Source organism: Holdemania filiformis DSM 12042, assembly GCF_000157995.1.
Taxonomy (GTDB): domain Bacteria; phylum Bacillota_I; class Bacilli_A; order Erysipelotrichales; family Erysipelotrichaceae; genus Holdemania; species Holdemania filiformis.
In genome coordinates this window covers 535,108-545,292 of record NZ_GG657556.1, presented here as the reverse complement: position 1 = coordinate 545,292, position 10,185 = coordinate 535,108, and the positions used below count along the sequence as shown (strand labels likewise).

Here is a 10,185-nt window from a genome sequence, read left to right as displayed (position 1 = left end):
ACTCTTTCCAACACAAAAAAAAGCGAACAACAAGCTCTTTTGTCCGCTTATATCCTCAGATTTCTCGTTTTACAAGTTTAGTCAGTAATCACATCGACGTTTAACTGCACGCGTTTCCCCAGCCGCACCAGTTCCACGCCCGCTGCATTGAGCATCTTCTTAGAGGCGATGACGTTATCTGCCGCCGCATACTTGTCGTCTTCATAGACGATTTTGCGGATTCCGCTCTGAATGATCGCCTTGGCACACTCATTGCAGGGAAACAGCGACACGTACAACGTGCAGCCGTGCAGATCGCGCGTGCTGTTGAGAATCGCGTTCAATTCGGCATGAACGACGAATGCGTACTTCGTTTCCAGCATGCCGCCTTCCCGATCCCATGGAAATTCATCGTCAGAGCAGCCGATCGGCAGACCATTATAACCGATTCCGACCACCTTGTGCTCCTGATCGACGATCACTGCGCCGACCTGGGTTGAAGGATCCTTCGACCGCATCGCCGACAGATGAGCCAGGCCCATGAAATACTCGTCCCAGCTTAAAACATGTTCTCGTTTCATCGTTCATTTCCTCCTAAAATGATGATCCCACATAAGTTTCGACCATCTTCTTGCTTAAATGATCGCCGTAGAAGTCCAGATGCAGATCTTTCAGCATCTCCACCACCATCCGGTCCGTTCCCGGATAGATCGTATCCAGCTCGCGAGCCTGCGGCTGAACCGTCTTCAGGCCGAGGAACACAACGGCTACGCACAGTGCAACCATCGTGTTCTTGCGCAGCTGCGCCCACGAATCATTGCGGGTCAGCACGACACTGATCAACAAGCCGCCGACAAAGCCGCCGAAATGCGCGGCCAGCGAAACACCCGGCATCAGACTGATCATCAGGTTGATCATCAGGATCAAAAGGAACTGCGTGCGCAGCTGCGGCTGAAACAGAATCCGCGTCTGAATGCCGTACACCAGAAACGCCGCCAACAGACCGTACAGTCCACCGCTGATGCCCATCGCCACAACGTTGCCGCTGCCTAAGAAGACAAAGGCCGAGCCGAATAAAATCGAGCCGAACAGAATGATCAGATAATTCCGCACGCCCATCAGCTTTTCACAAAGCATGCCCATGTTGTAAAGCGCCATCATGTTCATCAACAGATGCCACAGATCGACATGGACGAACGCGCTCGTCAGCCAGCGCCAGTACTCGTGCGCACCGACGACAAATGCTTTATAGTAGCCGCCTAGCAAAATCGCGACGGAAACACTCACTTCGCCTGAACCGCCCAGGTCTTTAAACATCCAGGAGAACACCACGCTTAACAAATAAATGACAAGGCAGATGCCCATCAGAATCATCGTCGCTTTCAGCGGCGCCAGTGGTGATTTTGTCTGCGGACTCTGCGCGCGCTGCCGCTGCAGCTCAGCCAGTTTCTGGGTGATCTTATTGTATTCCTGCTGCGGATCCTGGATCGGCTGAACCGCGTGGTCCAGCCCCGGGAAGACTGCCGTCAGCTGCGGATCGGATACCGTCTGCGGCGAAATTGTCACCAGATCGATCTGTTCCTCCTGATCCTGCACCGCTTCATCGCTGATATGGATATCCAGCAAATCACAGTTGCGGCGGAATAAGTTCCGGATCGACTGATGGATCTTCAAAATCCGCGTCTTATCGAAAAACACCGTGCTCAGACGGGTTTGCGACAGCCGGATGACCGGATATTCCGGATGCTTGGGATTCCCCAGCCAGATCTCATCCTGCGCCTCGCGCAGAGAGATAAACTGATATTGGCAGTCGGATATAAAGTAATACGCCAGCTGCAGCAGCTGCACGTCTTTTTCAGTACAATTCATAGCCCGCTCCTCTCCTGGCGCAGCTGAGTTAACAGCGCTTCAAATTCCGGCGGCAGCGGTGCTTCAAACGTCATCCGCTCGCCGGTGGAAGGATGGGTAAACGACAGCTGGTAAGCATGGAGCATCTGGCCCTGCGTCGGCAGCGTCTTGCGCAGCGAATACTTCGGATCGCCGACGATCGGAAAGCCGATATACTGCATGTGGACGCGAATCTGATGCGTGCGCCCGGTTTCCAGGCGGCAGCTGACCAGCGTGTAGTTGTCAAACCGCTCCACAACCTTGAAATGCGTAATGGCCGGCCGGGAGTTTTTCTCCGTGACCGCCATTTTCTGACGATCCTTCTCATCCCGTCCGATCGGCGCGTCGATCGTTCCGTATTCGTGATTGATCACACCGTGCACCAGCGCATAATATTGCCGGCCGGCGGTCTTTTCCGCCAGCTGCTTCGCCAGCGACTGATGCGCGTTGTCATTCTTGCAGGCGACGATCAGCCCGCTGGTATCCTTGTCAATCCGATGCACGATCCCCGGCCGCAGCACGCCGTTGATCCCCGAAAGATCATGGCAGTGCCAAAGCAGACCGTTGACCAGCGTATGATCCGGATTGCCTGGTCCCGGATGGACGACTAAGCCCTTCGGCTTGTTGATGACGATCACGTCGTGATCCTCATACACGACATTCAGCGCCATTTCCTGCGGCTGCGCTTCCAGCGCTTCCTCCTCCGGCAGCGTGACCTCGATCTCATCCCCGGCTTTCACCTTATAGCTGTTCTTAACCGGCAGGTCGTCAATCCGCACGGCTTCCTCATCGATCAGCTGCTGAGCGCGGCTACGCGAACAATCGTCCATCGCTGTGCTTAAATATTTATCCAGGCGCACGCCCTGGTCTTGTTCCTCAACGATCAAAATGCGTGTTTCCATTACTGTTTCTCTCCTTCCGGCCGGATCAGCGTGATCAGGATCAGCAGTCCGACGCCGACGCACAGCGCCATGTCCGCTACATTAAAAATCGGAAAATCATATCCGAAGATGATAAAATCAAGAAAATCCCGGACATAGTGAAACGCCACGCGGTCGATCAGATTGCCCAGCGCACCGCCGATCACCAGCACCGTCGCCAGCCGCGTCCATGTCTCTTTCTTGTCCGTCTTCCATAAATACCAGGAGAAGCCAACGACGGCTACGGCGGTGATGATGTAGAAAAACATCATCTTCCCTTCGAGCAGACTCCAGGCCGCGCCGGTATTCTGCGCGTAGGTAATATTGAAAAAACCACGGATGACCGGGATGCTCTGGCCGAGCGTCATCGTCGACTGCACCCAGAACTTCGTCAGCATATCCAGCGCCAGCACCCCTGCCAGCAAGAGTATTTCTTTTAATTTCATAACTTCCACCATTTTCTATAACGCTAGTATTGTATCATACGCCGAACGGTTTTTCAAAGCCTACACTTGCGCGCCTTTGTCGTGTTTTTCAAAGAGAATCAGCGCTTTTTTTCAATCGCCCGCTCCCACAGCCGGACGTGCACCTGATCGCCGGGTTGTTTGCCGATCTGCGCGCGGATATCCTTGCGGATGCCGAGAATGTGTCCGGGCGTGCCCATCCGCACCAAACTGCCCTGGTAGGGGATACCGTCAAACTCGGCGGAAACCGCGGCGCGGCCGCGGCCGAATTCAGTCCGCACATCCCAGGGAAATTCAATATATGCCCCATCCAGCCCTTCAACCTTCCGGATTACGGCGTCAAATTCATAGATTTTTGGATTCAATTTCATCACCTCCCGTAACTTAGTCTGGCTCTCAATCTCGCGGATCACCCGAATTATAGCGAAACTTCCCCCACCACCAAAGAAAACCGCCGTTCAGCGGTTTCTTTGATTTCACTTTACTCGATCCAACGCTAAAACCTGAGCCTAAGCGCAGCGCACGCCAAACTGAATCAGCCGGGCCCGCGCCTGTTCCAGATCACGGTTGACGTCGGCCGGATCATGGGCATCGCTGGCCGTAACGACCTGATTGCCCACCTCGGTCAGAAGGGTCAGCCACAGATCGGACAAGCCGAAATCCGGATGGGCGTAGCGCCAATGGCAGCCGGTGTTGCATTCCAGCGCAATCCCCCGCAGCTTCGCTTCCTCCGCGATCTCACGAATCCTTCCCGGATCCATGACTGCCTTGGCAGACGCCATTTTCACGGTATCGGGATGCCCGATCTGATCGAACAGCCCGCTTTGCACAGACTGCAGCACGCAGTCCAGATAGCGGTCAACAATGGCCTGATGCTCGTATTTCTGCCATAACAGCGGCTGGGAAAACGGCATGTCGTACAACAGACCGTCAATCGAATGAACGCTGCCCACCAAAAAATCCAGCGGCAGCTCACGGCAGATATCCCGCAGGAACAACTCGCTTTCCGGCGTGTAGCAGACCTCCAGACCAAACCGGACCTCCAGCGGCCAGGCGCGCTGCTTCAGCTGCCGGACCAGCTCCAGATAGTCCGTTAAAGAATCTTTGAATTTTCCTTTTCCGCTCAGCCATTGCGCCTGCCGCGGATCGGCGTCGATCACGCTTTGGTAGGCCGGCCGGAATTCGCGGAAGCGGTGGGTATGGTCCAGGATCTGCAGACAGTCCAGCCCGGCTTTCTGCGCCGCCGCGACAAATTGTTCAACATAGGCCGCACTTAAAGGTCCGTGTTCCAAATGCACATGACCGTCGATTCTTTGCATCCTGACCGCCTCCCGCCAAAGTTCTTAATATTCTTTCTTCTCTACGATTTTAACAGAGCAGGTCCAGGAAATCAACAAACTGGCAAGAAATGCAGCGGCAATTCCGCCGATCAATATCGGCAGCGTAATCCAATCCGTGCCAATATTCAACATCTTTAACAACTCCGCCCCGCCGTAAGTGATCCCAAAGATTACCACGATCACCATCATCATCATCATCCGGCTTTTTTCCGCGCCGTATTTATAAATCAGCGGGATTAAGACGAAGTCGATGATGCAGGCCGCCATCGAAATGAGAATTCCCGTGACAAACTGTTCGGCAAGGCTGACTCCCGGCTGCAGCGCGGCGAACAGCACGGACACCAGTCCGTTAAACACCACCGCCAGCACGCCCAGCAGAAGCAGAAACAAATATTTGGAAGCGACCAGTTTTCTGCGGCTGACCGGCAGCGTTGCGGCGAAGCTGTCCCAATGCGCCAGATCGTCGTAGCTGAACGAGGAGATAACCAGCGACACGACGAGCAGCGAAATCATCGCGCCGATGACTGAAAAGCCGTCGATCGCCATCATTGAAGCGATAAAAACGATCACCATCAGCGTCAGCACGCGGACAAATTCAGAGACGACAAACAAGTCCTTTAACAATAAGCCTTTCATTACCGTAATTCTCCTTTCACCATGCAAAGCATAATTTCTTCCAGCGTCGCCGCTTCGACATTCAGCTTGCCAAACGCCTGCCGGACTTCCTCGCGATTGCGGACTAATCCCTGACAGGTTAAACTCTGCGGTACGATCGCCAGCAGCGAATCGGAATCAATCTTTTCAATCTCCGAACGCGCCCCCTTGACAATCCCATATTCGTCATGCAGGACATCCTTCGGCAGCGAAAACTGCAGCCGGCCCTGATGGATAAACGTCACCCTGTCGGCAATCTTTTCAATGTCCGTTGTGATATGGCTGGAAAACAAAATCGAATGCGTTTCATCCTGAATAAAGTCGTAAAACAAATCGAGCATCTCATCGCGGACGATCGGATCCAGGCCGCTGGTCGGTTCGTCGAGGATCAGCAGGCGGGCGTTGTGCGAGAGCGCGGCAATGATCGACAGTTTCATTTTCATGCCGGTTGAGAATGTCTTGATCTTCTTGTTCAGCGGCAGCCCGAAGCGTTCGCACAGCTGCAGAAACTTCGTTCTTTCCCACTCAGGATAAATGCCGGACAGAATTTGTTCAACACGTTTGACCGTCAGCGGATCATGGAAGTGACAGCCGTCCAGCACGACGCCGATCTGACCGCGTTCCCGCTCGCTTAACTGCTCGACTGGCTTGCCAAAAATACGAACCTCGCCATCGTGACGGATTAAGCCGAGAATTGACTTGATCGTCGTCGTCTTGCCCGCGCCGTTCTCCCCGATGAAGCCCATGACTTCGCCCGGATTCAGCTGCAGACAAAGATCGTTTAATTCAAAACCGGAATATTGCTTGTGCAGATGTTCTATTGATAAAATGGCGTCCATGATTACTCCTCCTTATACAGCAGGGTCAGAATCTCAATCATTTCATCCAGGGAAATCTCGCTTAAGCGCGCCAGATTCACTGCAGTGAGCAGCTGCTGCTCAATCCGGCGGTAATTCTCCTCGCGGATCAGCTCCACGTTGCGCGCCGCCACATAGCTGCCCTTACCGCTTTGCGTTACGATGAAGCCTTCACGTTCAAGTTCTTCATAGGCTCGCTTGGTTGTGATCACGCTGATCCTTAACTCCTTGGCCAAGATTCGCATTGAAGGCAGGGCGTCCCCTTCCTTTAACGCGCCGCTAAGAATCAGATTTTTGATCTGGGCGGTAATTTGTTCATACAACGGCTTGTCGCTCGTGTTGCTGATAAAGATTTCCATGCCGTCACCCTTTCTTACTGTATATATACAGTATATACGCTATATTCATTCTGTCAAGTCTCTTAACATAAAGAAAAAACAAAAATAATTTTACGATTTACCGAAAATCTGTCTCATTCAGAGTCAGAGTCATGATTTTATGCCTGGGATATTCATGTTTAAAGGATCCAGCTATCCTGATGCAAAATTACAACCGGGATCATTCCAATTCTACATTTGAGGGAACGCTGACTCTGCCGAGAAGAACAGCGAAATTTCAAAATTGAATATTCTCAATGAACGTCCTTCTTTCATTGCTTTTTGAACGAGGATTAACAGAAAAATGGAAGCCTTGTCGAACGTTGGCTTCCATCCTTCTTTGATTTCCGTTTTTCGTATTTAGAACGCTGTGGTAAACAGCGCCTTTTCTTCCAGCTCATACGGCTGGTAGCGAGCCTGCGTCTTGTCGATCTGATGGTTTGACACTTCCGCTTCATAACCCGCATCCAGGATCCGTTTCAGCTGCGCTTTCACCTGCGAGCTTTCCGCATTGCCCAGCGTCAGCTGCCGCAGCACCAGTACCTCGTCCTCACTTGAGATCAGTGCCAGCGTCACCGGCATTCCCGTCTGAGCCAGAATGACATCCGCGCTTTCACTTTCCTGAATCACAAACGGCAGATCCGAGGTTTCCAGCACGTCGTCGATGTTGACGGTAAAGAACACGACGGTATCCAATGGCAGAAATGCCAGCCGTCCGGGATTGCGGCGGAAGGCCTTGATTTCCTCATCCTGCCACACGGCGTCTTTGATCAAGATCAGCCACTGATCCTCCACAAAATCGATCATCACGCCTTCTTCAATATGGAACGGACAATGCGTTCCGACTTCCAGTTTCATGGTTTGACTTCCTCTCCTTTAACTGCGGCCGCGGTTAAGCAGCTGGTTCTCCAGGTCTTCGTTGAACTGCGCGGTATACAGCCGGGCATAATAGCCGTCCAACCGCATCAGTTCGCTATGCGTTCCCTGTTCTACTATCTTACCCTTTTTCATGACCAGAATCAAATCGGCGTTGACGATCGTCGAGAGCCGGTGCGCGATGATGAAGCTCGTCCGGCCTTTCATCAGGTGTTCGATGGCATACTGGATCACCTGTTCCGTTTCCGTGTCGATCGAAGCGGTCGCCTCGTCGAGCACGAAGATCCGCGGATCCGCCAGCACGGCGCGGGCAAACGAAATCAGCTGCTTCTGTCCCGTCGACAGCCGTGAGCCGCCCTCGCCCACGTCCGTGTTGTAGCCGTTTTCCAGGCGCAGAATGAACTCGTGCGCGTCGACCATTTTCGCTGCCGCTTCAATTTGTTCGTCGCTGGCATCCAGCCGGCCGTAGCGGATGTTCTCCTTTACCGTGCCGGAGAACAGATGCGGCGCCTGCAGCACATAGCCGAGATGGGAGTGCAGCCAGCCCAGCGAGCGTTCGCGCACGTCTTTCCCGTCGATCAGCACCTGTCCGTTCACCGGCTGATAAAACCGGCATAACAGATTGACAACCGTACTCTTGCCGGAACCGGTTTCTCCGACCAGCGCAACGGTCTGGCCGGCTTTCACCTTCAGGTTGAAATCGGTCAGCACACGTTCGCCCTCAAGATATTCAAAATCAACATGCCGGAACTCCACGTCGCCGACTAACGGTTCATAGTTCTGCAGCTTCGGCTCCAGCTCTGTTCCGTATTTTTCAATGACTTCCGGGGTATCGACAATCTGCGGTTCGCTGTCCAAAAGCGACAGCACCCGCTCCGCGCTGGCCTGCGCCAGCTGCAGCTCGGCGATCAGCCGGGCAATCTGCCTCAGCGGCTCAAAAAACTGCGTGGCGTACTGCGTAAACATCATCAGCGTGCCAAACTGCAGCGTCTGCATCAGCACCTGATGGCCGCCCGACCACAGGATCGCCGCGGTCGAGATCGCCCCCAGACCCATGACCACCGGCATAAACAGTGCGGACAACGTCGCCGCGCGCACGCTGGCCGCCTTCATCTCAAGCGTTTCTTCATTGAATTCTTTTAAGTTATCGTCTTCGATGACCAGCGTTTTCGTCGTCTTGGCGCCGGTGATGCCTTCGTTGAACGCACTGGTAATCCGCGAGTTTATCCGCCGCACGCTGCGGTAATTCTTGAGAATCCGAACCTGAAACCACACGCTCAGCCAGGCCAGCACCGGCACGACCATCAGCACCAGCAATGCCAGCTTCCAGTTGACGATCAGCATGACGACGCTGACTCCCAGCATCACCGCTAAGCCCCAGATCAAATCCATCAGACTCCATGACAGAATTTCCGCCAGCCGGGCGATATCGCTGTTCATCCGCGCCATCAGCCAGCCGATCGGCGTCCGGTCAAAGTAGGAAAACGAGAGCGTCTGCAGCTTGGCGAACGCTTTCTGGCGCACATCGTAGGAGAACGCCATTTCAATTTTGCCCGCCTGCATGAAAAACAGATAGACGCTGAATGCCTGAAACAGCACGCCTGCCATGTAAACTCCGGAAAACATCCACAGCGAGCTGTCCGGCTGACCGCCTGCGGCAAACGTGTCGATCGCGATTTTGTTAAGGATCGGAAACAGGACGTCGCAGCCGGCGACAGCAACCATCAGGATCAGCAGCCGCACCAGCTCCTTGCGCAGCGGTCTCATCAGCACGAAGATCCGCTTCCACAGGCCGGCATCCAGCGATTCCGTATTGTATTGTTGTTCTTCAAAACGAATCTGACTCATGCTTCCTCCCCTCCTTCATTCATCCGGGCTGTCTGAATCTCAACAATCCGGCGGTACAGCCCCTCTTCCTCAAGCAGCTGATCATGCGTTCCCGCCTGAGTGATCCGGCCTTGTTCCAGCACCAGGATCAGGTCGGCATCCATCGCCGAAGCCACCCGCTGGGTGATGATCAGCGTCGTGGTCTGGCTTTGCACCTCTTTTAAAGCCGCGCGGATCTTTGCGTCGGTCTGGGTATCGACCGCCGACAGCGAATCGTCGAAGATCAGAATCGGCTGCGGCGACAGCACCGTGCGGGCGATCGCGATCCGCTGCTTCTGTCCGCCGGAAAGCGTGACGCCTTTCTCTCCGACTAACGTGTCGTAGCCGCGGTCAAACTCCGCGATGACTTCATGCACCGACGCAATCCGCGCCGCCTGTTCCACTTCCTCGCGATGCGCCCCGCGCCGGGCTAAGTGAATGTTATCGTAAATTGTTTTCGAAAACAGGAACGGTTCCTGCAGGACGATGCCGATGTTCTGGCGCAGCCATGTCCGCTGAATGTCTGTAATATCATGTCCATCGATCCGAATCTGGCCGGACGTCGGATCGTACAGCCGCATCAACAGATGAACCAAGGTGCTTTTGCCTCCGCCGGTCGGCCCGATCAGCGCCACCGTCATGCCCTTCTCAATTGTAAAGGTCAGATCCTTCAGCACCGGCTGACTGTCGCCTTCATATTGAAACTGAACATGATCGAACTCGATCCGGCCCTCGATCGGCGGCGTTTCCCCGCTGGCCACATCTTCCGGAGTTTCGTCAAGAATTTCCTGCAGACGTCCGATGGACACGCTCATTTTACCCATATCGGCAAGAATCCGGCCGAGGTTGCGTACCGGCCACAGGATCATGCCTTCATACGAAATGAACACGAAGAAGCTGCCGACGCTCAGATCGCCCCGAACCGCGGCAAAAATCCCGGCCAAAATGATCACGAAGATCTGCGT

Annotated in this window: 12 protein-coding genes; all 12 read right to left on the bottom strand. The window is 54.1% G+C overall.

Annotated features, from left to right (window positions below):
* Window positions 1-77: 77 nt before the first annotated feature.
* Window positions 78-560, bottom strand: coding sequence for a deoxycytidylate deaminase (locus tag HOLDEFILI_RS08445; protein WP_006059173.1), 483 nt, complete (start codon window positions 558-560; stop codon window positions 78-80).
* Window positions 561-573: 13 nt separating this feature from the next.
* Window positions 574-1,848, bottom strand: a complete 1,275-nt coding sequence (locus HOLDEFILI_RS08440) for a rhomboid family intramembrane serine protease (RefSeq protein WP_006059172.1) — start codon at window positions 1,846-1,848, stop codon at window positions 574-576.
* A complete protein-coding gene (locus tag HOLDEFILI_RS08435) occupies window positions 1,845-2,768 on the bottom strand; it encodes an RluA family pseudouridine synthase (protein ID WP_006059171.1) in 924 nt (307 codons plus the stop codon). Before HOLDEFILI_RS08435 ends, HOLDEFILI_RS08440 begins: the two co-directional genes overlap by 4 nt.
* The gene (gene lspA / locus HOLDEFILI_RS08430; protein WP_039864378.1) at window positions 2,768-3,232 is read right to left on the bottom strand and encodes a signal peptidase II; all 465 of its coding nucleotides are present in this window, start codon (window positions 3,230-3,232) and stop codon (window positions 2,768-2,770) included. Before lspA ends, HOLDEFILI_RS08435 begins: the two co-directional genes overlap by 1 nt.
* 98 nt (window positions 3,233-3,330) lie before the next feature.
* Window positions 3,331-3,615, bottom strand: a complete 285-nt coding sequence (locus HOLDEFILI_RS08425) for a DUF1905 domain-containing protein (RefSeq protein WP_167317128.1) — start codon at window positions 3,613-3,615, stop codon at window positions 3,331-3,333.
* 144 nt (window positions 3,616-3,759) lie between these two features.
* On the bottom strand, window positions 3,760-4,569 hold the full coding sequence (locus HOLDEFILI_RS08420) for a PHP domain-containing protein (protein WP_006059168.1): 810 nt from the start codon (window positions 4,567-4,569) through the stop codon (window positions 3,760-3,762).
* Window positions 4,570-4,593: 24 nt separating this feature from the next.
* On the bottom strand, window positions 4,594-5,226 hold the full coding sequence (locus HOLDEFILI_RS08415; protein WP_006059167.1) for an ABC-2 transporter permease: 633 nt from the start codon (window positions 5,224-5,226) through the stop codon (window positions 4,594-4,596).
* On the bottom strand, window positions 5,226-6,083 hold the full coding sequence (locus HOLDEFILI_RS08410) for an ABC transporter ATP-binding protein (RefSeq protein WP_006059166.1): 858 nt from the start codon (window positions 6,081-6,083) through the stop codon (window positions 5,226-5,228). Before HOLDEFILI_RS08410 ends, HOLDEFILI_RS08415 begins: the two co-directional genes overlap by 1 nt.
* A 2-nt stretch (window positions 6,084-6,085) precedes the next feature.
* Entirely contained in the window at window positions 6,086-6,460 is a 375-nt protein-coding gene (locus HOLDEFILI_RS08405) for a GntR family transcriptional regulator (protein WP_006059165.1), read from the bottom strand.
* 378 nt (window positions 6,461-6,838) lie between these two features.
* Window positions 6,839-7,336, bottom strand: a complete 498-nt coding sequence (locus HOLDEFILI_RS08400; RefSeq protein ID WP_006059163.1) for a hypothetical protein — start codon at window positions 7,334-7,336, stop codon at window positions 6,839-6,841.
* Window positions 7,337-7,354: 18 nt separating this feature from the next.
* Window positions 7,355-9,202 carry an ABC transporter ATP-binding protein gene (locus HOLDEFILI_RS08395; protein ID WP_006059162.1) on the bottom strand — a complete coding sequence of 616 codons (1,848 nt, stop codon included), beginning with the start codon at window positions 9,200-9,202 and terminating at the stop codon, window positions 7,355-7,357.
* A partial coding sequence (locus HOLDEFILI_RS19655) for an ABC transporter ATP-binding protein (RefSeq protein WP_006059161.1) occupies window positions 9,199-10,185 on the bottom strand: 987 nt, incomplete at its 5' end. The genes HOLDEFILI_RS19655 and HOLDEFILI_RS08395, both read right to left, overlap by 4 nt.

What these genes read in the sequence shown, in the direction of transcription:
- HOLDEFILI_RS08445 (WP_006059173.1), bottom strand. Translation starts at nt 560, where the DNA reads ATGAAACGAGAACATGTTTTAAGCTGGGACGAGTATTTCATGGGCCTG.
- HOLDEFILI_RS08440 (WP_006059172.1), bottom strand. Translation starts at nt 1,848, where the DNA reads ATGAATTGTACTGAAAAAGACGTGCAGCTGCTGCAGCTGGCGTATTAC.
- HOLDEFILI_RS08435 (WP_006059171.1), bottom strand. Translation starts at nt 2,768, where the DNA reads ATGGAAACACGCATTTTGATCGTTGAGGAACAAGACCAGGGCGTGCGC.
- lspA (WP_039864378.1), bottom strand. Translation starts at nt 3,232, where the DNA reads ATGAAATTAAAAGAAATACTCTTGCTGGCAGGGGTGCTGGCGCTGGAT.
- HOLDEFILI_RS08420 (WP_006059168.1), bottom strand. Translation starts at nt 4,569, where the DNA reads ATGCAAAGAATCGACGGTCATGTGCATTTGGAACACGGACCTTTAAGT.
- HOLDEFILI_RS08415 (WP_006059167.1), bottom strand. Translation starts at nt 5,226, where the DNA reads ATGAAAGGCTTATTGTTAAAGGACTTGTTTGTCGTCTCTGAATTTGTC.
- HOLDEFILI_RS08410 (WP_006059166.1), bottom strand. Translation starts at nt 6,083, where the DNA reads ATGGACGCCATTTTATCAATAGAACATCTGCACAAGCAATATTCCGGT.
- HOLDEFILI_RS08405 (WP_006059165.1), bottom strand. Translation starts at nt 6,460, where the DNA reads ATGGAAATCTTTATCAGCAACACGAGCGACAAGCCGTTGTATGAACAA.
- HOLDEFILI_RS08400 (WP_006059163.1), bottom strand. Translation starts at nt 7,336, where the DNA reads ATGAAACTGGAAGTCGGAACGCATTGTCCGTTCCATATTGAAGAAGGC.
- HOLDEFILI_RS08395 (WP_006059162.1), bottom strand. Translation starts at nt 9,202, where the DNA reads ATGAGTCAGATTCGTTTTGAAGAACAACAATACAATACGGAATCGCTG.